The organism is Psychrobacter sp. DAB_AL32B (assembly GCF_002224105.1).
Taxonomy (GTDB): Bacteria; Pseudomonadota; Gammaproteobacteria; order Pseudomonadales; family Moraxellaceae; genus Psychrobacter.
Map to the genome: position 1 here is coordinate 18,272 of NZ_NEXU01000038.1, position 26,403 is coordinate 44,674.

A 26,403-nucleotide genomic window follows, 5' to 3' on the forward strand; every position below is an offset into this window, starting at 1 on the left:
GCCTCCAATATAAGTAGCAGCATTTAAAATTTAAACGGAGGCTTTATGAATACTGCGTTACAGCAAATTAACAATCAGTTTATCAAACTAACCTGTATTGAAGACGGTATGGATTATATTGCATATATTAGGGTGGGTAGCGTAACAGGCGTTTTAGATCATGGCAGTCGACGCGTTATTATTACCTCGGACAGAACTTACTACACTAGAGATAGCTTTAGTGTGATTAATAATAAATTTAGTATGGTAATAAATTAAAAGTAAATCAGTCCACTAAACCCACCAATCGGTGGGTTTTTTGCATCTAGGATTTGATTATGCGGTAAGCCTCTTGAAAAAGTTTAGCGAGCTTTGCAATGGTACGTATAGAGCACCTTTACCACCACCCAAACCATTACATAATCCAAATCTGTGAGCAGATATTATGACTAGAAAAGTACCTACTGATAACGACATATCAGATAGAGATATTAAGATTATTGCTAAGGATTACGGCTTTGAGCCGCAGATACAACCTGACGGCTCAGTCGACCTTGACTCTAATATCTATTTATTTGCTAGAGCTATGATTAAAGAGTTTGAGCAAGTGGAGTTACTTAAAAGAAAAGAAATTAGCAAGCAAAATGACATTCTAAGTCAGCAGGTTATAGCGCTTAAGCAAGGTTTTAATATCAAGTAACACAACCCAAATAAATAACCAAGACCGCCAAATAGGCGGTTTTATTTTGTCCAAATTTTATAACGAGAAACGATATGACTAAGGCTTATAGCACGCTCAAGGTTAAGTCCGTCACCGAAGACGGTGAGAAACGAACGATTACCGGCATCGCGTCTACTCCGCGTCTTGATAGAGACGGTGACACGCTGAGTATGTCTGGTGGCGAGTACACATTGCCTTTCCCTTTTATGTGGCAGCACGATCATTGTCAGCCGGTTGGTGAGGTTGTCGATGTCACTGTGTACGAGGATCAGATAGAGGTGGTAATGGAAGTCGCCGTCATTAGAGAAGAAGGCAAGCTCAAAGACCGCATCGATGAAGCTTGGCACTCTCTTAAGAATGGCTTGGTTAAGGGCTTATCTATCGGCTTTGGTGTTGTGGATTACGAATGGATTAACGATGGTGCCGGTATGAACATCATGAAGTGGGATTGGTATGAATTGTCCGCTGTGACGGTTGGTGCCAATCCTGATGCTGTAATCACCAGCGTGAAAAGTATCAAGCAGGCGTTCTTAGACGCTGAGAACCCTAACGCCAATCGTCGCGTCAAAACAAGAGCCTCGCAAAACAAAACCACCGTCTCTACAGCGAGAAACACGTTGGCAAAGACATCTAAACGAAGCATTTCTTTGGTTAACCGTAAAAAAAGCGGTATATCACTAATATCTGGAGATAAATTATGAACTGGGCTAAACAACGCGCGCAACTAATTGCGACCATCAAGTCTAAGAAAGGTAAGATTAAGCGTATCATTGCGAAGGCTGCCAAAGAAAACGAGACGCCGGACGAAGAGGCTGAAGAAGAGATTGAGGTTCTTGAAGAAGAAATCGTAATCTTAGAAACCAACCTAGAGCGCATCGAGGAAATCTTAGAAGACATCCTTGATGCTGCCGATGAAGCTGCTGAGGTTATCGTTGAGAATGACGAAGAAATCGAAGAGCTTCTGATGGAAGATGAAGACCCAGACGAAGAAGAGGAGAAAGGTAGTCGCCGCCGTCGTCGCCGCTCTTCTGAAAAGAATTACGTCAGCGTCAAACCTAACCATGCCAAAAAAGGTATTGCGTTTGCACAGTTCGCCAAAGCAAAGGCAATCTCTATTCTTAATCAGCGCAAAGGTAATTACGTCAACCCGCTAGAAATCGCCAAGTCGCAAGGCATGGACCCGCGTGTTATTAAAGCCTTGAAGAAAGCAGTGGTGCTAGATACCTCTAACTCAAGCTCTTTAGTGGTACAAAATACAATGGCTGATGAATTTGTCAGCTTACTGAGAGCGCAAACGGTCGTTGATAAGATTGCAGAAGGTATGCGTTCGGCGCCGTTTAATACTACTGTTGCAGGTTTGGCAACTGGCTCAACCGCTGCATGGGTTGGCGAAGGTGAAAAGAAACCCGCTACTAACCCAACCTTTCTAGATATTGAGATCAAGCATCATAAACTAGCTGGTATCGTTGTTATGACGGAAGAGTTGCTGCGATTAGCAACACCAAGCGCTGATAAGATGATGTTGGATGACTTGGTTGAAGCCTCAGTCGCTTTGATTGATACAACTTTCTTGGATGATTTGCCACAAACAGCTAACCGCCCAGCGGGTATCTTGAACGGCGCTCCTAAAGTTGTGGCAACGGGTATCACTGTCGATACTTATGGCGCTGACCTTGCAGCCCTACGTCGTCAGTTTATTAGTAACGGCTTATCGCTCAGCGGCGCTCACTACATCATGAGTGAAACTCGTGCTAGTGACCTCGGTGAGCTGCGTGATGCCCTTGGTAACCCGTACTATCGCGGTATGGATGCCCCACTTGGTGAGAAAACACTGGGCGGCTTACCAGTTATTGAGTCTGAAACATCAGCGGATGTTATTGCTTTGGTTAAACCGTCTGAGATTTACTTGGCTGATGACGGCGAAGTCCAGATTGATTACAGCGACCAAGCAACCATTGATATGGGCGCATCGACGCTAGTGAACTTGTTCCAAGAGAACAAAATCGCTATTCGTGCTGAGCGTTATATCACGTGGGCAAAACGCCGCGTAGCAGCTGCTGCTTATATTGACTACTCATTAATCCCATAATCCTAAACATCGTTTAGCTTAAGACTGATTAAACCCCAACCATGTGTTGGGGTTTTTTTATGAGTAGGTATTGGTAGTGGTAGCGTCCTCCATTCACTATCAGTACCTACTCCTAAAAAACACGAGGTCACTATGAAAATTAAATACATTAAAGATGCACCCAATGGTCCTGCTGGCAGCAATGATGATGTCACAGATTTTGAAGGCAATATTTTGATATTAACGGGCTATGCTGAATTAGCAGAAGTTGACAAGCCAAAACCTAAAGCTAAGACAAAACCTAAAACCAAAACTGACAGCGAGTAATTACTATGGGCATGTTTGACTGGTTAACCGGTAAGAAATCTACAAACAACGCCCAACCTGTTAGTGGCGGCGATGCTTGGCGAACGATACATGAGCCCACAATGGGTGCATGGCAGCGTAATGAAGAGATTGAGATTAGCAAGAATGATCAGATGCGGCACCATGCTATTTTTGCTTGTGTTTCACTTATCACCCGCGACATTGGAAAGTTAAAACTAAAAACCAAAAAGAAGTCAGAAGGTGTTTGGCAAGAACATGCAAGCCGCATGAATGCGCTTATGAACAAGCCTAATCACTATCAAAACACACAGCAGTTCTTTGAGGCGTGGGCGACCAGTAAGGCTACCAGCGGCAACACTTACGTTTGGAAGATTCGTAACTTGTATGGTCAGCTATGGCGATTGGTTGTACTTGACCCTGAGCGCGTCAAAGTGTTGGTAGATAATGAGGGTAATGTCTTTTACCAAGTACGCCGTGAACGTCTATTTGACCTCGATGAAGACTTAATGATACCCGCGTCTGAAATCATACATGACCGATTCAATTGCTTTTATCACCACTTAGTCGGCTTATCGCCAATCACAGCTTGCGCACTATCAGCCGCTCAAGGCATTAGTATTCAGCGTAACGCACAGGCATTTTTTGCTAATGCATCGCGCCCATCGGGAATCTTGGTCACACCGGGGTCAATCAGCCCAGAAAAATCAAAAGAAATGAGTAAACAATGGAACGAAAATTACTCTGGTACCGGAACAGGTAAAACAGCAGTGTTGGGCGACGGCGTGACTTACGTTCCTGTCTCAGTTGCTGCCAACGACGCGCAACTAGTAGAGCAGTTAAAGTTATCTGGTGAGATTGTTTGTACAGCTTTCGGTGTGCCTGCCTTTAAAATCGGGCTTGCGCCGTTACCCGGTGGCAAAGTTAGCGATCATAACGATATCTATTACAGCGACTGTTTGCAGCACTATATCGAAAGCATAGAGACGCTTCTCAATGACCATCTTGAATTGGAAGAAGGTGTTGAGGCTGAGTTTTGTCTTGATGCTTTATTACGAATGGATGCTGGAAGTCAGATGGATTACTTAGATAAAGGCGTTAAGGGCGCAATACTTTCACCAAATGAAGCGCGCGCCAAGCTGGGTTATATGCCAGTTGCTGGCGGTGAAAGCCCAATGATACAACAGCAGAACTTCAGCCTTGCTGCCATTGCTAAACGCGATACCAGTGAAGATCCGTTTTCTAAAACACCGGTCCCTGCTGAAGCAGACGACCAACCACAAGGAGACGGCGATGACTTGGGTAACGCTTGAAGAAGCAAAGTACCATCTGCGCTATGACGATGATAGTAACGACCCAATGCTAGTCGCTTATATCGCTGCCGCTGAGGCTACTATTAATCGATACATAACAGATAAGGTCACAGCTGCTGCGACTCCTGATATTAAGGTCGCAGCCCTACTGCTAGTTGGTTACTACGATTACCATCGCAACATGGATAAAGATATGCCTAGTGATGGTAACTATTTACCAGCACCCGTACGGGCTTTGTTATGGCCTTATCGCCAACCAACAGTAGAGTGAGGCGTGATATGGCGTGCAAAGGTTGTGAAGAAAGACGTGAATGGATAAGGAAGCAAAAAGATGAAGCAAAACGACGAGCAAAGCTGCTGCTGCAAAGACTTACTGCCGCTGATGACAAAGATAGTAGAACAAAATAGCATTTTAATTGAGCAGTCAGCAAATAAAGAGCAAGTCATTATGCAGCTAGTCGAGCAAATAGACGGTTCATTGGCTGAGTTATCCGAAAATATGCAGGAATATGACGAGCCAGGCGGTTCAACTTTCTTAGATGGGTGATTGATATGTCAGTACGAGCCGGACAACTAAGACACCGCGTCACTATTGAAAAATACGTAAAAGGTGGGCGTGATGATGACGGCTTTGAATTACCGTCACAGTGGATTGAGCATGGCAAGCTATGGGCAAAGGTCACGCCATTATCATCCAAAGACTTGTTAAGCGCGCAGGCTGAGCAATCAGAGGTCACAGCTCGCATGATGGTGCGCTATAACACTGAGATTGATACAACTATGCGTGTAATTTGGAAGGGTCGGACGTTTGCTATTGATAGCGAGGGATTGGACGACAACGAAGACGGTATGACTTACACAACTTTCAACCTAAGTAGCGGTATTGAGAATCATAAGGACTAGTCATGGCAAACGAAATAGAGGGGCTTGATGAGGTCATCGCTCGTATGCGTACGCTAGGTGAGCCTCGTAAGGTTAAGAATGCCGCTACTCGTTCAGCTCGAAAAGCAATGAATATTGTCAGAAAAGCAGCCATTGAGAGCGCCAAAGGGTTAGATGATAAAGACAGCTCAAACAGAATATGGAAAAACATCATAACGAAGCCTAGTAAAACTAAGGGTTACGGTTATTTGATGATGCGAGTTGGCGTTAAGGGCGGCGCTAGGAAATACCCAAACACTGCACCAAACAGACGAAAAGGTGTTGTTGGCCAAACCTACGAAACTGGTGGGTCTTCCAAGAACTCCGGCGGCGATACTTGGTACTGGCGCTTTTTGGAATATGGGAGTGCCTCCAACTCAGCCACGCCATTTTTGCGGCCAGCGCTGAATAACAACAAAGGCGCGGCAGAAGCTGAGTTCAAACGCTCCTTTTCAGAAGAGCTAGACAAGGAGATTGCCAAGCTATGAGCTTTTTACCCATATTCAGAACGCTTAAGGCTGATACAGCTATCAGTGCATTGATTGACGTTGCTACACGTCTGCATGAGGACGTTGCGCCACATAAAACACCTACACCTTACATGGTCTGGCAAACAATCAGTGGTCAGGCACTTAATCACCTAGATGCGGGTGCAAATTTTGACAGAACACAGTACCAATTGATGGTCTATGCCGATAATCCTCGTCAAGCATACGAGCTACGCGATGCGGCAAGACGTGCTTTAGAGTCGCGATCATGGATAAACAATCCCTCAATCAATCAGTACGAAACTGAAACCAAGCTTTACGCTCGCGGATTCGATGCAAATTGGATTTTAGAGCGTTAAGAAACCCCACAATTACAGGAAATATCATTATGGCTAAAGTTAAAAAAGGCGTACTGACGCAAGGTACGCAAGTATGGATTAAAAGCGGCGCTTCTACCGCAATTTTAACCAAAATGGTTTGCATTACAGGTATTACGTTGGGCGATGACAGCCCGACAGAAATTACAAACACTTGCTTAGAAGAGATGGATAGTGCAACGTCTATGTATGGTCTTAACCAGCCAGGCGAGGGTTCGATTACAATCAACACTGACCCTGATAACTTAAGTCATATTACATTACTAGAGCTGGCTGCAGAAAATGAAGGCGTTGAGGTTTATGTAGGTTGGTCAGACGGCACAACAGAACCGAGCATCCTTCTCGACGAAGTAACGATGCCAACAGCCCGTACATTTACCACATTTACCGCATTACTTAAGGACTCTTCCCCTACATTTGAAGCGGACTCATTGGTACAGCACACCATCTCAATGAAGCGCCAAACTAGAGCGCGGACCATCTACAAAACAACCTAAATTATCACAAGCCAACATCAAACCCCTTTAATTAGGGGTTTATCTATTTGGAGCAACAAAGATGGCAAAGTTAAATCTAGCGGATATTAAATCAGGCAGTCTTGTCTCACAAGTGCGTGATGAAACCGCTACCTTTTTGCACAACGGCGAAGAGTGCAGTGTTGATATTCGCATCAAGCAGCTACCATTTATCGAAACTGAGTCTCTATTCTTGCGTTGGGGCAATAAAGAGAATGTGGTATCTGAATGGATTAGTAAAGCCCTTGTCGACGATAAAGGCAAAACCATGTTTACGCAGGCGCAAGTAGAAAACAATTTTGTGCAGACATTAGCAAGCGCAATTTTTGACATGGTGTGGAACGCTGACAATATAAAAAAGTCGATGGAGCTAGCCAAGAGCAAAAAGGGTTCATAGCAGGTGAAAACGAATTGCTTTATGAGCTTGCGTTAAACGGCATTGGTGGCAACACTATCCATCAAGTTAAAAGCAATCTAACCATGCTAGAGATCAACCAATGGTCTGAGTATCGCTCAAGACGTGGCAGCCTAAATACGGCGCGCAGATTTGAACAAACCGCCGCTAGCATGATGGCCATTCACATGAACAGTCAACGTCAGCAAGCGGATTGGATTGAGCCGTTAGAGTTGATGCCGCATGAAGACGATATTGAGATTGGCTTTGAGGCGCAGATTGATGACTAGATATTCTTAATATTTAGTCATACTATCAATAGATAAAACAATTATCTTGAGATTATTATGAAAGCGTTATTGTTCAGCTTACTGTTGCTTACTCCTATTGCTTCAATTGCTCACCCAGACGATGATATGTCGATAAATCAAAAATGTGATTTATATTATGAGAATTACTATCGTGTCATAGGTGAGATGTATAAGGGAAAAACCTTATCTGAGCAATACTCCTTGCTTGATATGGTTGGCACCGACTTGGAAGTGACAGAGCTTGCAAAAAATCTCACTAAAATGGTTTACGATAACGCGCCCACCAATAAGAATCCGGCAGAAAGGGCTCTCTATCAGATAAATGTCTCAGAAGTCATTAGAGATAATTGCATAGAGGAGTACCTGAACGCCAAGCCCAGTGATATTGAATAACATAGCAATAGTTTATTAAGCCTTGATTGATTTCAAGGCTTTTTTTTGCCCAAAATAAGGATAAACCGTCATGGCATCAGGCTCACTTGGCACATTAACGTTAGATTTGGCTGTAAGGCTGAGCGAGTTTACCGATGGATTGACGCAAGCCGAACGCCAAGCGCGTGATAGCGCAAGCAATATCAGTGATTCAGTAGGTAATTTGCGAGATAGTATTGCTGAAGACATGGGTAAGATAAAAGGCTCATTTGTTGGTATGGCTATCGGCGGTGCGGTAGTTGCAGCGGGTGCATTGGCGGCTTTTGCGATAGAAACAGCCAAGGCGGACGTGCAGCTAGGAATTATGGCGGGCACGGCTAACACTAGCTTAAAGAGCTTTCAGGTATTAACTCATGCAGCGGCAGGCTTTGGTATTGAACAAGAAGCATTGGCTGCAACCTTGGCAGACACTCAAGAGAAATTAGGTGAGTTTAGCGCGACCGGCGGCGGCGGTGCTGCTGACTTCTTCGAAGCATTGCAAAACAATACTAAGATGACAGACGAAGAAATTCGCAATCTTAGTAAGACGATACAAGGTAAAGATGGCGTAGGTGCTATCCAGTACCTGAAAGACGAGCTTGATGCATTAGGCGCAACATCGCAAGAACAGCAGTTCATCATGAATAGCCTAGCAGGTGATTTGGGCACCTTGATGCCATTATTTGCTGATGGCGGTGCGATACTTGCACAATACGGCGCGCAGCTTGAAGATGCAGGGGTTATTAAGACTCAAGCTGCTATTGATCAGTCAAGAAAGCTCGCAGCACAGACCCAGGCTATTCAGACACAATTTGAGGGCCTAAAAACACAACTAGTGGCTGAAATGATTCCAGCGCTTGGTACATTGATCAATCACTTTACTGAGGGTACCACCAAGGGCAGGGGGTTTAAGAACGAAGTTAACGGTGTCGGTTCGGCAGTTCAGATTACCGCCGCTTCTCTTGTTGGTCTTGCTGCAGGCGTGAGTATTATTGCTGAGGCTTTTCAGCAAGTCGGCTCTCAGATGCGTAATATCGGAGAAACCTCACAAGCGTTCTTTAGTGCAGATGGTGTTATTGCTAAAGGCAAGACGTTAGCGGTCGGCTTTGTTAAAACAGGCGTTATTGCAGCTGACGGCTATATGTCAGTTACAGACAAATATGAAAAAGCCATAAAAACGATAGACACGCTGATGTCAGGTCAGCAAAAGAAGCTTACTGGATTGGCTGCCACTTACTACGACACTAATACTTTTTTGCAAAGCCATAGCGATGGACTGGCAATTAATACAGCCGAAGCGGAGGAAAATGCGAAAGCATTAGATAAACGCAGTGCCGCACTGAAAAAGGCTCAAAAAGTAGCTGGTGAGACAAAACTCACCCCAAACAAAGCTTCTTTGGCCAACGCTGAGAAGTACGGATTTGCAGGCTATGAGGCTCAGTACGGCTTACCTTACGGCTTGCTGACTGGCATACATATGCAAGAGTCACGCGGCAATGCCAATGCTACAGGTCCGATGACCAAGTATGGCAAAGCAAAAGGAGGCTTTCAGTTTATCGATGATACTGCCAAGCGCTTCCAAGTTGGCAATCCTTATGATATGAAGCAAGCAACTGAAGGGGCTGCTAAGTATTTAAGCTGGTTGCTTAAACGATTTGACGGCGATTTAGCAAAGGCTGTGGCAGCCTATAACACCGGCGAAGGTAATGTTGACAAAAACCCTATGTCTTTGATTTTGTCAGACCGCTGGGCGCGCGATAAAAAGACAGGGGTAGGTCAAACCAAACAGTACACGAAAAACGTACTTGGTTATATGCAAGGGGTTACCAGCGAAACTGGCAAGATTATTTATGACAGCATGGTTGAACAGGATAAGGAAACATTAAAGCGGCAAGAAGACACGCTGCGTCGTCAAGGTTCAATACAAGCAAAATATGCAACCGAACGAGAAAAGCTAGACCGCGAGTACGCTGCTGATATCACTGAGATTGAGTCTTTGTATGCCGACGGTTCGATTGAGCGCACAGACTTATTGAATCGAGCAAAGATTGAATATGATGAAAAGCGCACTGCTACCGCCAAGTCAATACTTGAAAACTACATGAAAGGTGAAGAAAGACTGACGTATGAGCACAATCAAGAGCTAGAAAGAATAAACACTGCATTTGCTGAAGACGACCCAACAAGACAGCTGCTCATTGATTTGCAAAAAGCTGCCTACCAAGAAGATTTAGATAACTTTAGGTTTGCAGCAGGGGCAAAAGCTCGCGAGCAAGACAAGCTGTATCAGTCTATTGCCAACAGCATTAAGTCTAATAGAGCTATTGTCGCTAACGAAGGGCTTGACCGCATGGCGCAACGTACCATGAGCGGTAATGATTATTCAGTATGGCGATTGGCGCAAGACCGTGACGAAACCTCTTACTCAGTCAATGATCAGTATTCTGAACGGCAGAAAGAGATTAATAGCAAAGATGAGCGCGGTGATTTTGAGCTACCAGAGCTTGAACGCTTTGAGTTGCTAGAGCTTGCTAAGCAAGAGCATATAGATAATATGTGGGCGATGGATCAAGACTATGCGCTCAAAGAAAAGACGTTAAGCGATCAGATGCAGGACGCTAAGTTGCAAAATTACGGTAATACGATGGGCGCTATGGCCGGTTTGCTTGGTGTGTTTGCTGGAGAGAATAACCGAGTCAGTCAGATGATGTTTGCTGCGCAAAAAGGTTATGCGCTTGCTCAGATATATCTAAATAACGAGGTTGCGTTGTCCGAGGCATGGGCTTCTGCGCCGTTCCCGTATAATATGGGCGCGGTAACAATGGCGGCACTTGAGACAGGTGCGTTAGCCGCCGCAGCGCAAGCAATCACACCGGCATTTAGTGGAATCGCCCACGGTGGTCTTGATTACGTGCCTAAAGAGCAGACCTACTTGCTTGATAAGGGTGAGCGCGTTTTATCACCCAATCAAAACTCAGACTTAACCAAGTTTATGAGTAACGGCGGTTCAGGTGGCGGAGTAGGCGACGTTAATATCACTGTGAACGTTGATGCCAAGGGTAATAGCTCAATGAGTGGCGATACTGCTAATAGCTTTGCAAGAGATATGGGGAAGGCAATGGAGGCAACTGCTCTTAATGTGGTTAGAAAAGAATTGAGGCAAGGTGGTATGATAAGTAAGCAACTAAGGAGATAAAGTAGCTATCTTATTATTTTTATTACAAATAAGGATTAATTATGGACGAAGTAACCAAAGGGCTTTTAGCTAATCAACTAATAACACAAACCCTAGTTTCTTATCTTATTAAGACAGGCGTTATTGATGAGGTTGAGTACATTGAACATGCTGAGGTAGTAAAGTATGCGTCAATGCAGCGTATGGAACAAATAGGCGGTGCTAACGAGATATTGTCTAAAGAAATCATTAAAGAGATTTTTGATGAACACTTGAGTTTTATCAGAGATAACGACTAATACACCGCAACAGCAACACAAACCACCCTAACAGGTGGTTTTTTTATGGGTGAAATATATGGTACTTAGAACATTTGCATGGTGCGTCGATGCCGGTGCAACGCAAGATACGGGGCTTAGAACTAACGTCACGCAGTTTGGCGATGGTTATGAGCAGGTATCTAGTTTTGGTGTTAATAATGCGCGCGCATCGTGGCAGGTCGCAAAGACTGCTAATCTGGATGAGATTAACGCTATCTATCAGTTTTTGATGGATCATAAAGGCATCACTCCTTTTATCGTGACAATGAAGGGCGAGACTAAGACCTATCGCACAGATGGCAATATCAACAAGACACAAGTTAGTGGCGCCATTTGGCAAATTTCATTCAATCTCAAGCAAGTGTTTGTGCCATAACCCAACAAATCAATGAGCCCACCTATTAATTTAGGTGGGCTCTTTTTTTGTGCCTAAAATTTGAGAAGCAGGGTAATCTGTGTAGGGTTCAATACGTACCATGAAACAGCAAACATCTATTTAAAACTTCTAATCACTTTATATTTAATTTCTTGGTTATTAGCCTCTAAGACATCAATCAAAGCGCCTTTATAACCTATTTGCTTAGATTCAGACAGATCATACTCCACATCATTATTAAATGCAGGTCTAGCTGTGTCGCTACTAAATTCCCGATAGCCTATATTAATTTTATTACCAACTTTACCGTTATAAATCAGAGTTTGTTGAAAGCTGTTTTTATTCGCTGTTTCCCAATTTCGCCTTTCGAAATTTACTTCTTGATTGCAGGCTCCTACTTGATTAAGAGATGACATTACACAAATCGCATTATCTTCTTTACGTACAAGTAAAACATGCACAGGCTCTGCCATTAATTTGGGAACTATTCTACCTGCTTCGACTCCACTTGATATTTTATACTGCTCATATTTATCACTATCTCCTTGTTTAGCAAAGTAACCAGGGCTTATGTCATAGCCCATATTGAGCCTATATGCTTTATCTATATAGATCGCATCTTGTTTTACGAATACCCCTTGCGTAAGCATATGGTCGCCAAGATAGGCTTTTGTAACCTCTCCTACTGGTGGTTTACTAATCTCTTGAGTGGTAGGCGTATAGTTATAACTTGGAGTAACGCAACCAACCATGGATAGGCAAATTGTTGACGCTAAGAGTAGCTTTTTCATTTTTAAACCCTTTAATACTATATAAGTTAGAAGTCTAATTAAATAAGGAAATTTTTATTTGTGAACTTTGTTCTATGGAAAGATACTTTAACTTATCAGTAACGTTAGAGCAACCTTATAAATGCTAGTTAATGGGTTAGTAGGAGTCATACTTCTCTCCCTCTATAACAAATTTATGTGTTTATTTTTATTCATGCTAATATTAAAAATAGTGAGTTTCACTAATGATTTAGATAACCCACAGGTAAACCTAATTTGCCAGCAGCTGCAACCCGATGCAATTGGCTGCAATAAATCCATAATTGGATGCAATGAGATGTCCCCAAGTTTGGGTGCATTAGGATGTAAAAAGTTATCACCCTATTATCTCTATCAAACGGCCACTCAATCAGCATTCTGCAGGTATAACGATTTTCGTGATACGCCCAGATTTGGACCCATCTCTTAGGGTCTACTGTTTTTCAGCAGACCCTATATATTAACTCCCTCAACGTGAGGAAGTTGTTTACCCAACCTCAAATTGAGGACGGACTTATCTATTCCGCACCTCAAATGCGGAACCCCGATAATAAAGGCTTATAGCATTGTTACCGATAATGCGATATTCATCCCCCAAGACTGGGGAGTCGCCACTAACCCAAGAGCGTTTATTAGTCGGTCTGCCACCTTGGGTATTCGTACCGAGTCCGTAAACCCCGCAGTCCGTGCCTTCAAAGGTGTTAATTACTACCATCCGAGATGATGAGGCAACCCTTGAACATATTTGAATCAACTATCACCATTTTGACCACAGTTGCGGCATTAATCGATACGTCCAGATTTGGACGTATCTAAACCATCTTCCCCAATGGGGAGCATGCATGCTTGGGTTTCCTGAAGAATAGGAAGCCCCATGCTTTAGCCTTCACCTGATGGGTGAGGGTGTCCTCAGAACTCAGGACACCCTACCAACTCTCATCTGTATCACGATTTCAGTGACGCAGGTATCAAACTATCTGTATGGTGATTTCCTCCACGCAGACATCAAGCGGGATTATAAAACAGGGTGTTAACTTCTTCACACCCTATCAGGAGGGTGTACCAAATGGTACGCCCTCCTACCCTCAGGCGGTCAAACTGAATGTATGCACCCGCGGCACCATTGAATTACCTCCAATGGAGTTTATTCACCACTGGTGATCGAACACGATATTCGGCACGCATGGGAATCTTCATAGACTAACTATCCGGAATTATCGGACAGTTTAATCCAGTTATTCTAATTCTTCGAACAACTTAATGGGTGTGCAACTTCTTGGGGAGACCCTGGTACTTATTTTTATTGAGCATGATTGCCGTTGCCGGTAATGCTAGATAAATTCGTAAGGCGAGTTGTTTCCAAAATGACAATAGATGTGAGCAAATCTGCGCCCATCTCAATACATCCTAAAATGGATGTATCAATTAATCCCATCCCCCAATGGGGGTCGCGTTACCCCTGCCCAAAGTTGGGCGAGGGAATAGCCTAGGCAAACTGAATATGGCTGTAACTAATTTTGATAAACACGTAATTCATAAGGGTTGGATTTTAAATCCAACCCTTCCTCAAAGTTAGCGAGTCGACATCACTGTCCATTTTTTGATAGTGGATAGGGTTCGACATGATGTCGAACCCTAAGAGAATCACAAGATTAGAACCTTATAAAACCTTGCATTTTGCACAACCAAGAACCGTGCAAAACCGTATATTTAAAACCAGATCACATACCGCCAATGCTAACATTCATCAATAAAACCTAAGCCTATTAACCCTTACCGTAATCTTGCCGTTACCTAGTTTTCGGAGTTCATAAAAGAGATGAGTTTATAGAACAGTACGCGCACGGGGTAGGTTTTACCCATGCTGGATAGTTTCGAGGCAAATAGCGTGAGGCAGCATAAGGGGCTTTTGCGACAATTAACGAGGCAGACAGGTGGCTATTGAGTCAGTAACCAATGATATGAGCTTTAACACGTTACCTATGCCGTTAAATTCAGCCCCTACAGTGTTTTAACCTTGATATGGTACAAAGTTAGCTAAACGCCAAGTTAGAGGCTATCAGCTTGTTATCAATTGTTATGGCTTTTAATTGTTGGCATGTTGAAACCTAAATGACTACTTTTGAGGTTTAGCCTGTTAAGTATTATTAAGGTTGTAACTGTCAATAGCCAAAAAATAAAGCTAGTGGCTACCAAAACGGCTACCAAAAAATAAATACAATTAATAATAGATATTTAAAACAATAGCTTAAGTGATAAAAAAAGACTGCATTAGCGCAGTCCTTTTTTGTTCCTAAACCAGAAAGCCTATTCGCCATCTGTTTTAGATTTTTTTAATAATACCAATACTGCGCCATTGCCACCGTCTTTTGGTGGGGCTGAGCAAAATGCCAATACTTCTGGCAATTGACGTAACCAACCATTGACGCAGGTTTTGAGAATCGCTTCACTACCTTTACCATGGACAATTTTTACCATAGTTTCGTTATTTTGCTTTGCTTGGCTGAGCAGTTGAGTCATTGCAACTCGCGCTTCTTCAATCGTACAGCCATGAATATCAACCGCATCATACCAACGTAATTTACCCTGTTTTAATTGGGTAAACACTTTGGTTTGTAGCGTTGGATTTTTATAAGATAAGTAGGCTTCACCAGCGACAGGATTAAGGAGCGCTTGCATGTCCGATAAGCCAGCACCTAAGTCTGCACCTTCACTACCTTGAGCGGCTGCACGCTTTGATAGCGTCGCTGCGTCAGGTTTTTTGGCTTTTGCTGCATTGGCCGGTGAGCGCACGTTCTTATCATCGAGCTGATTGACGCCATGCATCGCTTGCATAAACAATACTTTATCATCGTCGATATGCTCAGAGTCTAACTGTTTAACAGTCTTTTTGACTTGTTTTTGGGTCAATAGCGACACAGGCTCAGTTGGTTTTCCATTGTCGCCATCAGGTGAGGTGGTATCACGACCTTTGCTTAGTTGACCTTTAAGTTCTTTAAGTTGGTCTTGCATTTCTTTTGAAAACAGAGAGTTTGACATAATAATTAATGTATCGTTGGTTAGTGAGTGAATGTACTAATGATTGACCAAGTAATAAAGCCAATTAATAGAGTGATCAGTATCATGCTGGCTTTGTTTAAACCACCTAAGCTATTTGACTTTAAGCTGTTTTAACTTACTTTACGCCTGTGTTGCGACGCTCGCAAGTAAGGATTGTAATGCTTGTCCGGGATGATCAGTCTTCATGAACTGCTCACCAATTAAAAAGTGCTGAATATTATGGCTCAGCATTAAGCGAATATCGTCTGCACTATGGATGCCACTTTCGGTGACGATAAGTGGTCGCTGTAAGTTATCATTTGGATTAGCAGCCAGAGCATCATTACTAGCTAGCTCTCGTAATAGTGTATTCTTTAAATCAAGCGTGGTTTGTAAGTCTACCGTAAAGGTATTCAAATCGCGATTATTAATACCATAGATATTGTGCTCTGAACGTGGCAATTGTAGCGCACGCTCAAGCTCGCCTGCTGTATGGACTTCGATCAATACGTCCATACCAAGCTCAATACTCAGCGCATGTAATTCTTTTACTTGCGTATCATCAAGGCACGCCATAATCAGTAATATACAATCGGCACCTAGCAAATAAGACTGATAAATCTGATAGACATCGACCATAAAGTCTTTACGTAATATCGGCAGATCACAAGATTCGCGCGCTTGAGTTAAGTAGCTATCGTCACCTTGGAAATAATCGCGATCGGTCAACACTGACAGACAGCTAGCACCTGCTTGTTCATATTGCTTAGCAAATTCGGCCGGCGCAAAATTGTGATTGATAATACCTTTAGATGGTGACGCTTTTTTAATCTCAGCGATAATGCCAATATCAGCGGCTCGTAAAGCATTGGCAAAACCGCGACGAGGCTGTCTATCAGCAGCAACTTGTGATTTTAATTCCTCAAGCGATAACTCATTACGAGCAGTGGCAACTTCGTCGTGTTTGGTGGCGACGATACGCTGTAATACCGAAGGAATATCTGAGCGGGAGGTCGTATTAGTAAGCATGGCGGTATCCAAATATGGTTAAATATAAATAAACAATCATAGCGTGAACTGTGTACTGATACATTTAAATTATCATCATAAAAAATAATAGTCGTTAATTTGACGCTGCTAGTTGCTGCGTATAATTAGCCAACGCTTCAAGCTTAGTTAACGCATCACCATTTTGGATGACTTTTTGTGCTCGGCTTACACCATTTGAATAGTTGCTGGCAAGCCCTGCGGTATAGATTGCAGCACCTGCATTCAAGGCAATCATATCACGCGCTTTGAGCACGGCACGATCATTGGTATCTGACCCTGATAAAGCGGCACGAATCAGCTCTAGGCTTTGCTCTGGAGAATCGACATCCAAACCGATTAAGGTTTGTGATTCGACACCGGCATCTTCTGGCATCATCTCATAGACGGATATTTCTCCATCTTTTAGCTCAGCCACTGTGGTCGATGTCGCAAGACTGATTTCATCTAAACCATCTTTTGCGCCGACGACCATCACATGGCGTGCGCCTAGGTTTTTCATGACTTTCGCTAAAGGTTCACACAGTTGCGCGGTAAAGACGCCAATGACCAAGTTGGGCGTGCCAGCAGGATTGGTGAGCGGGCCTAAAATATTAAAAATCGTCCGCGCTTTTAGCTCGCGGCGCACTGGATTGGCGTAACGCATCGCACTATGATGGTTGGGCGCAAACAAAAAACCAATACCTTGATTTTCGATACACTCTTGTGCTTGCTCAGGTGTCAAAGACAAGCTGATACCAGCCTGCTCAAGTAAATCTGAGCTACCAGACTTGCTAGAAACGCCGCGGTTACCATGCTTGGCCACTTGCGCACCTGCTGCTGCTGCAACCAAAGCCGCCGCTGTAGACACGTTAAATAAGTTGGCCCCATCACCGCCTGTACCAACGATATCGACCAAATAATGACAGTTTTTCGGTACGATATTGGCCGCTAGAGCACGCATCGCACTAGCCGAGGCAGTAATCTCATCGATTGACTCACCTTTCATACGCAGACCGGTCAAAATAGCACCCATCATGGCATCGCTGCATCTACCTTGCATAATGATGAGCATCACTTGATACATCTCATCAAAAGTCAAATCAATATGCTGAAAAATTCTACCTAAGGCGCTAGTCAGTAGCTGATGAATACTCTCATCAGACAGATGACTGATATCTTCGGGATTCTGATTCAGAGTAGAAGATACATCCTGCATAGTCGCAGTGGTCATAATATTCTCACTTATTATTATCTTTTATATTTTTGGTTTAAATAAATTGGTTAAACTAAACGTAGCAGCTCTTGCTATATCATTGGTTATAGACCGCTTGCTGATAAAAAGAGTATTGATACATAGCTAGCCTACTTGTGGCAACTCATCTGCGTTTACTACTGCTAAGTCATGCGCTTGCAAAAAGTTATTGAGCAACTGATAGCCCGCTTCGCTTAAAATAGACTCAGGATGGAACTGAACGCCTTCAATAGCAAGTTTGTGATGGCGAATGCCCATAATTTCTTCAATACTACCATCGTCATGCTGTGTCCAAGCGGTGACTTCAAAGCAATCGGGTAGGCTTGATTTATCCACCACCAGCGAGTGATAGCGGGTGAATTGTGAAGGGTTAGGTAAGTTGGTAAAAGCACCTGTACCATTATGATAGACCGCAGATAAACGTCCATGCATAACTTCGCCAGCTTTGACGACCTTTCCTCCGAACGCCTGTCCGATAGCCTGATGACCCAAGCAAATACCTAATATTGGGATGATACCTTTAAAGGTATCGATGACCTCTAGTGAGATACCTGCACGGTCAGGGTCGCAGGGTCCAGGACCGATGACAATGATATCAGGTGCAAGAGCTTTGATCTCTTTGATATTGATCTGATCGTTACGCCAAACGGTGATGTCCTGCTGCAATTCGCCGAAGTACTGTACAATATTGTACGTAAAGCTGTCGTAATTATCGATCATCAGAATCATTATGGCTTCAACTCATTGATTTGGTTTTGCTTTTAAGTACTGTGCAGTGCTTTGCTTATCTATGTTGCTTTTCACTTATCTTAATTCACCAGGTTAACTGACTTTTATTACAGCAAATGCTCTTTTAGACGTCGTTATCTTACCACTATTTTGCAGTCTATCAAATGTAGCGCATCTGTATGCTGACGAGCGATAAATAAAAAGTGTTGTTAATTATTAATTGGAGGTAGCAGTGCATAATCAAACGGGTTAAACGAAATGTATTTTCTAAATACACCAAATTAATGCGCTATAAGGGTGCACAGGTAGTCAGTAAAAGCATTTATGTCGCACTTTTATAGTGCGTTTATTAACATGTTAAATGCTTGATAGTTATCGTTAGGAACAACCATAATGTGACTATATTAATTTAAAATATTACTATATTTTCTATAAGTTATTGTATTTATTAATGATAAATATAATATTTAATGGTAGGTGGTGTCAGTATCTCGATAGATTGGCATAGCAGTTGCAGTTTTATTGTATAACAATATCTTATGCCGCTCAGCGGCAGAGGATTTTTACTAATAAGCATTTGAAGAGTTCAGCATTATGAGTCAGATGTTGTTAAAATAGCAGCTGCATTTATTTGGCCAATAAATATTCGCCGCTACTCATCAAGAAAAACACTGGTTCATAGCGCTAATAACAAGTATAAAGCTCAAAATATTATTGGGTTTAACCATACTGTTTTTTAGCAACAGGTTTTACACTTTCTATCTATAACCGCTTTAAATTATCTATAACCGCTTTAAATATTAACCTTTAACCTCAGTACCATGATAACCACAAGGGAAACTATCTATGTCAAATAAACTACTAGACCTTATCAAATCAGCCAATGCCAAATGGGTGGACTTTCGTTTCACCGATACCCGCGGTAAAGAGCATCATATGAGCTTCCCAGCTCATAGCGTTGATGAAGAATCGATGGAAGATGGTAAAATGTTTGACGGCTCATCTATTGCTGGTTGGAAAGGTATTGAAGCGTCAGATATGATTTTGCGTCCAGATCCAGAGACCGCATTTATCGACCCATTCTTCGATGCAGTTACCGTTGTCGTAACTTGTGACATCATTGAGCCGTCAACCTTACAAGGCTATGACCGCGATCCACGCTCTATCGCGCGCCGTGCTGAAGAATATTTGAAATCTACAGGTATCGGCGACACCGCTTATTTCGGTCCTGAGCCTGAGTTCTTTGTATTTGACGAAGTAAAATGGTCGATTGACATGTCTGGTGTGAGCCATGAGATTGTCGCTGAAGAAGCAGCTTGGTCCACCAATAAAGACTATGAGTGGGGCAACATGGGTCATCGTCCACGTGTCAAAGGTGCTTACGTGCCAGTGCCGCCAGTCGATAGCTCACAAGATATGCGTACGGTCATGTGTGAGCGTATCGAAGATATGATTGGTGAAGGTTGCATCGAAGTTCATCATCATGAAGTTGCCCCTTGTCAGTTAGAGATTGGCGTTGCATTCAATACCTTAGTACGAAAGGCTGATGAAGTGCAACAGCTAAAGTATGCGGTACATAATGTCGCGCATCAATTCGGTAAAACAGCCACCTTTATGCCAAAGCCAGTCGTTGGTGATAATGGTTCAGGTATGCACGTGCATATCTCAATCTCAAAAGACGGCGTCAATACTTTTGCAGGCGATGAATATGCGGGTCTGTCTGAATCGGCGCTATATTTCATCGGTGGTATCATTAAGCATGCACGCGCGCTAAATGCAATTACCAACCCATCGACCAACAGCTATAAGCGTCTGGTGCCACATTATGAAGCGCCTATTAAATTGGCATACTCGGCATCTAACCGTTCAGCATCTATCCGTATTCCACACGTTAGTAGCCCAAAAGCGGTACGTGTTGAAGCGCGATTCCCTGATCCAGCAGCCAATCCGTATTTAGCATTTGCTGCATTATTAATGGCGGGTCTTGACGGTATTCAGAATAAAATGCACCCAGGTGAGGCGGCTGATAAAAACTTGTATGACTTACCACCAGAAGAAGAAGCACTAATCCCAACGGTCGCTGAAAATTTAGAAGTGGCGCTACAGGCGTTAAAAGAAGATCATGAATTCTTATTAAAAGGCGATGTATTCACCAAAGAGATGTTGGAAGCTTACATTGCACTGAAACAAGAAGAAGTGCAGCGCGTCAATATTACTGTGCATCCAGTCGAGTTTGACTTGTATTACAGCTGCTAATCTGTAGTTAATACGTTCCATTGTTTTGAATAATAAAAGCCAGCTAAATGCATTTAGCTGGCTTTTTCAATATCTATCATATAACCGAGCTACAAAATACTTTGAGTATTTATCCATTTAAATAATGTGACAGACGCTAGTGTTATTACCTTAAAAATAACCCATAATAGTATTATCATATTTATTAGACACGCGCACTTATTTATTAGGTTGACTGACTATGCACTCACTCTCGAAATATTCACGACTGATTCAGACCGCCATGACCATACGCAGCCATACAAAAAATAAGATGTTATTAACTGGCTTGTTAATTTGCACAGCCAGTCTCTACGCGCCGATGGCAAATGCCGCTGCTATTTATAAAGTTGTCGATGAAAAAACGGGTCAAGTTACCTTTACCGATCGTCCGCAGAACTATGAACAGCAAGCTGGTAAGCAGATTACTGAAACCCATATCACTACTGATTCCAATAGTAGCTCTAATAATGTGTCTACAGCAACGAATCAAACGACCAGTACAGCACCACCGACGACGGTCGCTACCAAAGCGCCGCGTGTAAATTATCAATTATCCATGATTGAGCCTAGCGAAGAACGTGCTTATCGTCGCCCAGTACAAAGTATCGATGTCAATGTACAAGTAAAGCCCGCTCTGCAAGCAGGTGATAGCGTGAGTATCATGCTTGATGGTAATGAAGTGGCGCAAGGTCTGAGCGTTTCAATTGCAACTGTCGATATTCTACCGGGTGCACATAATATAAAAGTAGTGCTTAAAAATGCAAAAGGGCAGATACTAAAACAGGCTGAGCGTACCGTTTATGTGATTCAAAATACGCAGACATTGCAAAACAATAAGAAAATTGCCCAGCAGCTTTTGGCTTATCAACGTCTACCTTGGCATCAAAAAGTATTGTTAAAACTGCGTCAAGATGGCAAGCAACCTAATATGCAATCATTTACCAAACCAATCGCTGATAAACCCATGACTTTTGAGCAGCCAGCTATAAAATAACTCGCAGTAAATAGTGCTAAGTATTTAGTGATCTCAAATAGGTTTAAATCATCAGGCTAAAGCTATCTATATAAAATAAGGGCAGTCACTGGATTCAGCGGCTGCCCTTATTTTTAGAAACTATTAATGATATCTATCTTTTTAACTTATTTGGTTAACTCAATCGTGCCATTAGCAGTCACTGAAATCGTACTATTACCAGATTCAAAGTTTTGGCTTGGTACTGACGCATCGGCTGATTCAGCTTTCATGCTCATCGCGTTATACATAGGACGTGGATAGTTGCTGCCAGTGTTTAGGTTAACGTTGACGACACGATAGCTGCGCGCATCCCATGCCCGAGTCATATTTTTAGCTTGTTGTTGAAAGGCGCGTGAAGCATCAGTCATCAGTTTTTGCTCTAACGCATTCTTTTTGATATCTGAAACCCCGAAGCTGAGGTTTTCCATGACCAAGGTTTCTTGCAAGTCAGCAATTAGCTGGCTAGTCGCGGTAAAGTCGGTACTTTTTAGATCTATATTCGCCTGTCCTGTCCAACCGATGATTTTGTTATTTTTATCATAGCGTGGGTAGGTACGCTGTTGTCCCGTACTGACGGTAACAGTCGGGTAGCGTTTAGCGATTTTTAAGGCATTATTAATTGAAGTGTTTAGTGTGGTTGCCAATGCTTTGGCATCGGTTGCCTGTGCTTTTTTATATAAGCTGGCAGTGACCTCATCGTTTTGAATCTCTTCTTTAACTTCTGCTTGGAAAGTAAGCTGGTCATAGCCCGTTGGTTCTGCATGAGCACTGCCCATCATGACGGTTAATAGACAAGCGGTGCCAGTGGCGAGAGCGGCTTTATTGATTAGAGTGGTTTTCATGGTAATCTCCGAAATAAAATTGATATTAATATTGATTATGTTCAACTAAAAATTATTTTCTGTATTAAAAGCGATGGTACTAGAGGTTATAGACGCGCATTTTATTTATTAGAAGACGTTTAGTGCTTTTAGCTTCATTAGCTTCATTAGCTAAAATAGCAAAATTCAGATGAGTTGCTGTGAGAATTTTGTCACTTACGGTTACGGGCTGTGTGTTACGGAGTAGGTTGCTGGCTAAGTTGCTAGCTAGATTACGAGGTTCTTTATCATATAAACCAATCTGTTTGACGATTGGGGTTGTAATAATGAAAAATTCTTGTATAATCTGCAACTGGTGGCTCCATTGGTAGCCTCGCAACATTGTTCTATGAATCCCGCCAGGACCGGAAGGTAGCAACGGTAATAGTTATAATGTGTGCCGAGGATGTGCTGATGGAGTCGCTTTTTTTTGCCTAAAATTTGATGATGGCATTAAAAAAGCGTTTGAAATGTTTTATTCTGACAATAAGTCCTTCATTGTAAAGGGCTTTTTTTTCGCCTGCATTCCATCCGATTTTAAACTTTGAGTTATAAATATGGGTTAAAATACAATGTAGTAACCTTTATTAACAATAACTTCCGTTATCAATGCGAAACGTTTTGGGGTTTTATGATGAAAATGTTTGTTTGGCTGTTCATTGCAGTAGTGATATTGATCGTGGTCTTTGGGGTATCAATCTTTAATAAGCTGATACGCGCCCGCAATCAGGCAAAAAACGGTTTTGCTCAGATAGATGTACAGCTTAAACGTCGTCATGATTTAATTCCAAACTTAGTTGAGACGGCAAAGCGTTATTTAGCTCACGAAGAAGAAACGCTGACTCGTGTTATTAGTGCGCGTAACCATGCTCAAAGTTTACAAGATTCCAGTAAGAATCAGCCAGAGTCGCTTGAGCATATGGCGTTGTTTGCTAAAGCAGAGAGCATGTTATCTAAAGCTTTAGGTCAATTTTCTGCCGTGGTAGAAGCATATCCTGAGTTAAAGGCAGATAGTATGATTAAAGAGCTGATGGATGAGCTGACCAATACTGAAAACCGCATTGGTTTTGCGCGTCAGCATTATAATGATAGCGTGATGTTTTACAACAATGATCGCGAAGTATTCCCAAATAATTTGATTAGCACGACCTTTGGCTTTCGTCCATTAAGTCAATTGGTGTTTGAAGATAGAAAGGCGATTGCTCAAGCACCGGTTGTTAATATGAGCTAGTGCTGTACTACATTCATAGGCTCAAATGTATTTAGCATTCTTTAGGTCAGGCAAATAGATGGATTTTTTTGGCGAACAGCGCAAACGTACTCAGCGCAGCCTACTGCTATATGGGCTATTTTTTCTTATTATATTCGCGCATATCGCGGTGGCACTAGGTGTCATGGCGCTGCTGCTGACGATATTTACCGGTGGCATTTATTATTGGGCATTAATACTGGTGGTCGTATGGACGATCGGTAGCTTCGTCATTGGTAGTTTTTTGGAGTATGGACGCTTAGCAGCAGGTGGTCGTGCGATTGCTCAGCGAGTTGGCGCAGTTCGGTTGTTTGTTGACCATAGCCAAGATGCTTGGGAGCATAGTCGCGGGGTCAGCCATCAGCATGAGCCGGTACAAAAGGTTCGCTTTAGCACGCGTCATATCGCGGTACGTGATGAGCGTGATTTTCCGCCTGTTTACCGCCGGTATTATGAAATTGCCCAGCAGCTGGCCATTGCTTCAGGTTTGAGTATGCCAATTCTATATGTGCTGCCTGATGAGCAAGGGATTAATGGTTTCGTCGCGGGTCGTTATAGCCAAGATATGGTGCTGGTGGTGACCCAAGGGGCGCTTGATAAGCTATCTGATGAGGCACTATACGGGCTCATTGGACATGAATATGGTCATATATTGCATGGTGACGCTACGTTCAATCTACAGCTAATGGTGGTGTTGGCAGGATTACAGCTGTTATATGATTGGAGTGATTCTGTTAATAATATTGGCTCTAGCCATCACAATTATTTTGATAATGCTGTTAATCAAAATAAACCTTTACCACAAAGAGCCATTGATAGTCATGCTCGCAGCACTGAGGTACAAACGGCAAGTTTTACCACTCATAGTGAGTGGGTAACCTACTGGCAAAAGCAATCCCAAAGCCAGCAGTCATCAGTTAAAAGTCAAGCAATGTGGTTACAAAATAGACGAGACACTGATCGGCAAGCGCCTCGTAATATTTGGACATTGCTGATACATGGATTGAGCTTCTCGAGTATGGCCAGTGCTCAGCTGATTAAACACAGCTTTAACCGTGAGCGTGAATTACTCGCCGATGCCACCAGTGTGCAGCTCACGCGTTCGCCGGCGATTATGGAAACCTTACAGGCCATTCATAAAGATTCGCTAGGCTCACGTTTATCAGGTATCGCTGATATCAATGGACTCAGTCATTTCTTCTTTGCCAGTAGTGGCGCAGATTTAGGTGATGTATCGTGGTTTGCTACGCATCCAAGCTTAGCTGAACGTATGAGTGCGATTAATACCAATGTTTACCAAAAATTTGCTGTACAAGTCGCTAAAGAAAAGCGCGTAAATCAAAACAAAATCAAAGAGATATATGAGCAGCGACGATTAGGCGATTGGGGAGTGATAACAGCAAATAGCCTAAGTAAAATTACGCAAGGAAAAACCGCAAGTCAATCTCCACCACTTAATTCTCAATCAACATCCGATATTAATGAAAACAATATTAATAAAAGCAATGCTAATAAAGACAGTTATTCAACTAAGAAAAGCGTTGCTAGCAATCCCGATGAAGCTACTGACAAAGTAGTCACAGCATTTTCTACTGCTGAAATGAGTAGGGACGCAGAAACAGACGATGGGCTTGAGTTTGTCGTAGAGGCAGATATCATTATCGATGGACGTTTGCAGGTAAAGGCGCGTGAGATTGGTACTCATAAGTTGTTAAAGCCTTGGGAAGCAAAACCTGATAGCGACCTACCAGCGAAAGCCTTAGTCAGTATCGATGATATACAAAAAGTCTCGTTACCCCAGTATACTCTTAATCACATTCATCATCCGCTAGGGGCACTCGCACTTATCGAGACGGTAATCCTATGCCATCAAGGTCGCATACTCTCAACGACTGCAACTTATGATTTGGCTGATATCTGGATTGGGATTCCTAGTGATAAAATATATGCTACGACCGATGATGATATTAAATCTAAAACTGGCATTGCTAGCGATGAGAAAAATTTACCGCACACCATAGATCATAAATTATTAGAGATGGTTGCCAGTACCGACCGCCGCTTAGATAGTGCTTTAATTACACTTGCTTTGAAAAAACTGTGTCAGCATGATTTATCCAAAAACGCTATCAATGAATTACGCTTAAAGACTGAAAACAGCTATAGTCACCAAAGTTACCAGCATTATATTCAGCAAGAAAAATGTCGTAAGACGCTTAGTCGTTATCAGAAAGGCATGCTTGAGTTAATTGAAAGTCAGCTAACAGCCAATTTAAACAAAAATTTTGCTGATAATTTAATGAGTGAAAAAGGTGATATTGGTAAATTTAAACCAGTATTCACTCATCCGAATAATAGCGAATTACGAACCCCATCGATTTTAGCATTATGGCAGGCGCTGCATTTACAGCAACTTCTACCCGTATTGAATACAATACTAAATGAATGAAG

28 protein-coding genes and 1 other RNA gene are annotated in these 26,403 nt (G+C 42.6%); 23 read left to right on the top strand and 6 right to left on the bottom strand.

Going from position 1 to position 26,403, the window contains the following annotated elements; genetic code table 11:
• Positions 1-45: 45 nt before the first annotated feature.
• The 18 genes from CAN34_RS04545 to CAN34_RS04625 all read left to right on the top strand — a co-directional run bounded on the left by CAN34_RS04545 (position 46) and on the right by CAN34_RS04625 (position 11,693).
• On the top strand, positions 46-258 hold the full coding sequence (locus CAN34_RS04545) for a hypothetical protein (RefSeq protein ID WP_089554633.1): 213 nt from the start codon (positions 46-48) through the stop codon (positions 256-258).
• A gap of 166 nt (positions 259-424) precedes the next feature.
• The gene (locus CAN34_RS04550) at positions 425-679 is read left to right on the top strand and encodes a hypothetical protein (RefSeq protein ID WP_089554634.1); all 255 of its coding nucleotides are present in this window, start codon (positions 425-427) and stop codon (positions 677-679) included.
• A gap of 74 nt (positions 680-753) precedes the next feature.
• A complete protein-coding gene (locus CAN34_RS04555; RefSeq protein ID WP_089554635.1) occupies positions 754-1,401 on the top strand; it encodes an HK97 family phage prohead protease in 648 nt (215 codons plus the stop codon).
• Positions 1,398-2,789, top strand: coding sequence for a phage major capsid protein (locus CAN34_RS04560; protein ID WP_089554636.1), 1,392 nt, complete (start codon positions 1,398-1,400; stop codon positions 2,787-2,789). The genes CAN34_RS04555 and CAN34_RS04560 overlap by 4 nt, the downstream gene beginning before the upstream one ends.
• Positions 2,790-2,921: 132 nt before the next feature.
• Positions 2,922-3,095 carry a hypothetical protein gene (locus CAN34_RS14210; RefSeq protein WP_165767612.1) on the top strand — a complete coding sequence of 58 codons (174 nt, stop codon included), beginning with the start codon at positions 2,922-2,924 and terminating at the stop codon, positions 3,093-3,095.
• A 5-nt stretch (positions 3,096-3,100) separates the two neighbouring features.
• Positions 3,101-4,405: a phage portal protein gene (locus CAN34_RS04565; RefSeq protein WP_089554637.1), complete on the top strand. Its 1,305-nt coding sequence runs from the start codon at positions 3,101-3,103 to the stop codon at positions 4,403-4,405.
• The gene (locus CAN34_RS04570) at positions 4,386-4,676 is read left to right on the top strand and encodes a head-tail connector protein (RefSeq protein WP_089554638.1); all 291 of its coding nucleotides are present in this window, start codon (positions 4,386-4,388) and stop codon (positions 4,674-4,676) included. The genes CAN34_RS04565 and CAN34_RS04570 overlap by 20 nt, the downstream gene beginning before the upstream one ends.
• A gap of 60 nt (positions 4,677-4,736) precedes the next feature.
• Positions 4,737-4,952, top strand: a complete 216-nt coding sequence (locus CAN34_RS04575) for a hypothetical protein (RefSeq protein ID WP_089554639.1) — start codon at positions 4,737-4,739, stop codon at positions 4,950-4,952.
• A gap of 5 nt (positions 4,953-4,957) precedes the next feature.
• Positions 4,958-5,308 (top strand): phage head closure protein, encoded by a 351-nt coding sequence (locus CAN34_RS04580; RefSeq protein ID WP_089554640.1) that lies wholly within the window; start codon positions 4,958-4,960, stop codon positions 5,306-5,308.
• A 2-nt stretch (positions 5,309-5,310) separates the two neighbouring features.
• The gene (locus tag CAN34_RS04585; RefSeq protein ID WP_089554641.1) at positions 5,311-5,814 is read left to right on the top strand and encodes an HK97-gp10 family putative phage morphogenesis protein; all 504 of its coding nucleotides are present in this window, start codon (positions 5,311-5,313) and stop codon (positions 5,812-5,814) included.
• Entirely contained in the window at positions 5,811-6,173 is a 363-nt protein-coding gene (locus tag CAN34_RS04590) for a DUF3168 domain-containing protein (protein WP_089554642.1), read from the top strand. The genes CAN34_RS04585 and CAN34_RS04590 overlap by 4 nt, the downstream gene beginning before the upstream one ends.
• Before the next feature lie 29 nt (positions 6,174-6,202).
• Positions 6,203-6,688 (top strand): phage tail tube protein, encoded by a 486-nt coding sequence (locus CAN34_RS04595; protein ID WP_089554643.1) that lies wholly within the window; start codon positions 6,203-6,205, stop codon positions 6,686-6,688.
• 61 nt (positions 6,689-6,749) lie between these two features.
• Positions 6,750-7,103 (top strand): phage tail assembly chaperone family protein, TAC, encoded by a 354-nt coding sequence (locus CAN34_RS04600; protein ID WP_089554644.1) that lies wholly within the window; start codon positions 6,750-6,752, stop codon positions 7,101-7,103.
• Between the two features lie 14 nt (positions 7,104-7,117).
• Positions 7,118-7,390 (top strand): hypothetical protein, encoded by a 273-nt coding sequence (locus CAN34_RS04605; protein WP_254423089.1) that lies wholly within the window; start codon positions 7,118-7,120, stop codon positions 7,388-7,390.
• 57 nt (positions 7,391-7,447) lie between these two features.
• Positions 7,448-7,804 carry a hypothetical protein gene (locus CAN34_RS04610; RefSeq protein WP_089554645.1) on the top strand — a complete coding sequence of 119 codons (357 nt, stop codon included), beginning with the start codon at positions 7,448-7,450 and terminating at the stop codon, positions 7,802-7,804.
• A 70-nt stretch (positions 7,805-7,874) separates the two neighbouring features.
• Positions 7,875-11,018: a transglycosylase SLT domain-containing protein gene (locus CAN34_RS04615; RefSeq protein WP_089554646.1), complete on the top strand. Its 3,144-nt coding sequence runs from the start codon at positions 7,875-7,877 to the stop codon at positions 11,016-11,018.
• A gap of 41 nt (positions 11,019-11,059) precedes the next feature.
• Positions 11,060-11,296 carry a hypothetical protein gene (locus CAN34_RS04620; RefSeq protein ID WP_089554647.1) on the top strand — a complete coding sequence of 79 codons (237 nt, stop codon included), beginning with the start codon at positions 11,060-11,062 and terminating at the stop codon, positions 11,294-11,296.
• 58 nt (positions 11,297-11,354) lie between these two features.
• Positions 11,355-11,693 carry a phage tail protein gene (locus CAN34_RS04625; protein ID WP_089554648.1) on the top strand — a complete coding sequence of 113 codons (339 nt, stop codon included), beginning with the start codon at positions 11,355-11,357 and terminating at the stop codon, positions 11,691-11,693.
• Between the two features lie 116 nt (positions 11,694-11,809).
• Here CAN34_RS04625 and CAN34_RS04630 read toward each other — a convergent pair whose 3' ends face one another.
• The 5 genes from CAN34_RS04630 to CAN34_RS04650 form a co-directional block, all read right to left on the bottom strand.
• A complete protein-coding gene (locus CAN34_RS04630) occupies positions 11,810-12,484 on the bottom strand; it encodes a hypothetical protein (RefSeq protein WP_089554649.1) in 675 nt (224 codons plus the stop codon).
• Positions 12,485-14,809: 2,325 nt separating this feature from the next.
• Positions 14,810-15,541 (bottom strand): Smr/MutS family protein, encoded by a 732-nt coding sequence (locus tag CAN34_RS04635; RefSeq protein ID WP_089554650.1) that lies wholly within the window; start codon positions 15,539-15,541, stop codon positions 14,810-14,812.
• Positions 15,542-15,682: 141 nt separating this feature from the next.
• Positions 15,683-16,570: an indole-3-glycerol phosphate synthase TrpC gene (gene trpC / locus CAN34_RS04640; protein ID WP_089554651.1), complete on the bottom strand. Its 888-nt coding sequence runs from the start codon at positions 16,568-16,570 to the stop codon at positions 15,683-15,685.
• Between the two features lie 94 nt (positions 16,571-16,664).
• Positions 16,665-17,801: an anthranilate phosphoribosyltransferase gene (trpD, locus tag CAN34_RS04645; RefSeq protein WP_089554652.1), complete on the bottom strand. Its 1,137-nt coding sequence runs from the start codon at positions 17,799-17,801 to the stop codon at positions 16,665-16,667.
• A gap of 126 nt (positions 17,802-17,927) precedes the next feature.
• Entirely contained in the window at positions 17,928-18,551 is a 624-nt protein-coding gene (locus CAN34_RS04650) for an aminodeoxychorismate/anthranilate synthase component II (RefSeq protein WP_089554653.1), read from the bottom strand.
• 846 nt (positions 18,552-19,397) lie between these two features.
• On the opposite strand from CAN34_RS04650, the gene glnA reads away from it, so the two are divergent.
• Positions 19,398-20,807 (top strand): type I glutamate--ammonia ligase, encoded by a 1,410-nt coding sequence (gene glnA, locus CAN34_RS04655; protein WP_089554654.1) that lies wholly within the window; start codon positions 19,398-19,400, stop codon positions 20,805-20,807.
• Between the two features lie 220 nt (positions 20,808-21,027).
• Positions 21,028-21,822: a DUF4124 domain-containing protein gene (locus CAN34_RS04660; RefSeq protein ID WP_089554655.1), complete on the top strand. Its 795-nt coding sequence runs from the start codon at positions 21,028-21,030 to the stop codon at positions 21,820-21,822.
• 146 nt (positions 21,823-21,968) lie between these two features.
• Here the strand turns inward: CAN34_RS04660 and CAN34_RS04665 are convergent, their stop codons facing one another.
• Entirely contained in the window at positions 21,969-22,685 is a 717-nt protein-coding gene (locus CAN34_RS04665) for an SIMPL domain-containing protein (RefSeq protein ID WP_089554656.1), read from the bottom strand.
• A gap of 341 nt (positions 22,686-23,026) precedes the next feature.
• On the opposite strand from CAN34_RS04665, the gene ffs reads away from it, so the two are divergent.
• From ffs to CAN34_RS04680, 3 genes are all read left to right on the top strand, one after another.
• An RNA gene (ffs, locus tag CAN34_RS04670) (signal recognition particle sRNA small type) lies at positions 23,027-23,123 on the top strand.
• 214 nt (positions 23,124-23,337) lie between these two features.
• Complete coding sequence (locus tag CAN34_RS04675; RefSeq protein ID WP_089554657.1) at positions 23,338-23,934, top strand: LemA family protein; 597 nt, start codon at positions 23,338-23,340, stop codon at positions 23,932-23,934.
• Between the two features lie 58 nt (positions 23,935-23,992).
• Positions 23,993-26,401, top strand: coding sequence for a M48 family metalloprotease (locus tag CAN34_RS04680; protein WP_089554658.1), 2,409 nt, complete (start codon positions 23,993-23,995; stop codon positions 26,399-26,401).
• The last annotated feature ends 2 nt before the right edge of the window (positions 26,402-26,403 follow it).

Coding starts and splice junctions, on each gene's coding strand:
- CAN34_RS04545 (WP_089554633.1), top strand. CDS start 46: ATGAATACTGCGTTACAGCAAATTAACAATCAGTTTATCAAACTAACC.
- CAN34_RS04550 (WP_089554634.1), top strand. CDS start 425: ATGACTAGAAAAGTACCTACTGATAACGACATATCAGATAGAGATATT.
- CAN34_RS04555 (WP_089554635.1), top strand. CDS start 754: ATGACTAAGGCTTATAGCACGCTCAAGGTTAAGTCCGTCACCGAAGAC.
- CAN34_RS04560 (WP_089554636.1), top strand. CDS start 1,398: ATGAACTGGGCTAAACAACGCGCGCAACTAATTGCGACCATCAAGTCT.
- CAN34_RS14210 (WP_165767612.1), top strand. CDS start 2,922: ATGAAAATTAAATACATTAAAGATGCACCCAATGGTCCTGCTGGCAGC.
- CAN34_RS04565 (WP_089554637.1), top strand. CDS start 3,101: ATGGGCATGTTTGACTGGTTAACCGGTAAGAAATCTACAAACAACGCC.
- CAN34_RS04570 (WP_089554638.1), top strand. CDS start 4,386: ATGACTTGGGTAACGCTTGAAGAAGCAAAGTACCATCTGCGCTATGAC.
- CAN34_RS04575 (WP_089554639.1), top strand. CDS start 4,737: ATGAAGCAAAACGACGAGCAAAGCTGCTGCTGCAAAGACTTACTGCCG.
- CAN34_RS04580 (WP_089554640.1), top strand. CDS start 4,958: ATGTCAGTACGAGCCGGACAACTAAGACACCGCGTCACTATTGAAAAA.
- CAN34_RS04585 (WP_089554641.1), top strand. CDS start 5,311: ATGGCAAACGAAATAGAGGGGCTTGATGAGGTCATCGCTCGTATGCGT.
- CAN34_RS04590 (WP_089554642.1), top strand. CDS start 5,811: ATGAGCTTTTTACCCATATTCAGAACGCTTAAGGCTGATACAGCTATC.
- CAN34_RS04595 (WP_089554643.1), top strand. CDS start 6,203: ATGGCTAAAGTTAAAAAAGGCGTACTGACGCAAGGTACGCAAGTATGG.
- CAN34_RS04600 (WP_089554644.1), top strand. CDS start 6,750: ATGGCAAAGTTAAATCTAGCGGATATTAAATCAGGCAGTCTTGTCTCA.
- CAN34_RS04610 (WP_089554645.1), top strand. CDS start 7,448: ATGAAAGCGTTATTGTTCAGCTTACTGTTGCTTACTCCTATTGCTTCA.
- CAN34_RS04615 (WP_089554646.1), top strand. CDS start 7,875: ATGGCATCAGGCTCACTTGGCACATTAACGTTAGATTTGGCTGTAAGG.
- CAN34_RS04620 (WP_089554647.1), top strand. CDS start 11,060: ATGGACGAAGTAACCAAAGGGCTTTTAGCTAATCAACTAATAACACAA.
- CAN34_RS04625 (WP_089554648.1), top strand. CDS start 11,355: ATGGTACTTAGAACATTTGCATGGTGCGTCGATGCCGGTGCAACGCAA.
- CAN34_RS04630 (WP_089554649.1), bottom strand. CDS start 12,484: ATGAAAAAGCTACTCTTAGCGTCAACAATTTGCCTATCCATGGTTGGT.
- CAN34_RS04635 (WP_089554650.1), bottom strand. CDS start 15,541: ATGTCAAACTCTCTGTTTTCAAAAGAAATGCAAGACCAACTTAAAGAA.
- trpC (WP_089554651.1), bottom strand. CDS start 16,570: ATGCTTACTAATACGACCTCCCGCTCAGATATTCCTTCGGTATTACAG.
- trpD (WP_089554652.1), bottom strand. CDS start 17,801: ATGACCACTGCGACTATGCAGGATGTATCTTCTACTCTGAATCAGAAT.
- CAN34_RS04650 (WP_089554653.1), bottom strand. CDS start 18,551: ATGATTCTGATGATCGATAATTACGACAGCTTTACGTACAATATTGTA.
- glnA (WP_089554654.1), top strand. CDS start 19,398: ATGTCAAATAAACTACTAGACCTTATCAAATCAGCCAATGCCAAATGG.
- CAN34_RS04660 (WP_089554655.1), top strand. CDS start 21,028: ATGCACTCACTCTCGAAATATTCACGACTGATTCAGACCGCCATGACC.
- CAN34_RS04665 (WP_089554656.1), bottom strand. CDS start 22,685: ATGAAAACCACTCTAATCAATAAAGCCGCTCTCGCCACTGGCACCGCT.
- CAN34_RS04675 (WP_089554657.1), top strand. CDS start 23,338: ATGAAAATGTTTGTTTGGCTGTTCATTGCAGTAGTGATATTGATCGTG.
- CAN34_RS04680 (WP_089554658.1), top strand. CDS start 23,993: ATGGATTTTTTTGGCGAACAGCGCAAACGTACTCAGCGCAGCCTACTG.